Here is a 293-nt window from a genome sequence, read left to right on the forward strand (position 1 = left end):
TCCATGCCGTATAATCACTCTTTAGTGAACCGTTAAGGGCAGGCAAAGTGATTGTTCTGTCAATATCAATAGTGTGATGCTGGTATGATATGCCACTCCGTAGCCCGAAGCCTTCATACTCCCACGCTGCATAAAGACCGGCACCAAGTGTTGTGATGTTTGCGGAACTGTAGCGATCGGTGATTTTCAGCGTATTTTGCTCATAATTACCGGCAATGCCTGCGGAAAACGTATCAGTCAATGCCCGGTCCACGCCGCCGGTTACTGTATAACCCGTGAATCGGCTAGATGCT

General features: G+C 48.5%; 1 protein-coding gene. It reads right to left on the reverse strand.

What is annotated here, in order from left to right:
• Positions 1 to 241 (reverse strand): autotransporter outer membrane beta-barrel domain-containing protein (locus HBA93_RS20540; RefSeq protein ID WP_286202100.1); only part of this gene is annotated, 241 nt, incomplete at its 3' end.
• Positions 242 to 293: the final 52 nt, after the last annotated feature.

It is taken from the genome of Ochrobactrum sp. SFR4, assembly GCF_019730395.1.
Taxonomy (GTDB): domain Bacteria; phylum Pseudomonadota; class Alphaproteobacteria; order Rhizobiales; family Rhizobiaceae; genus Pseudochrobactrum.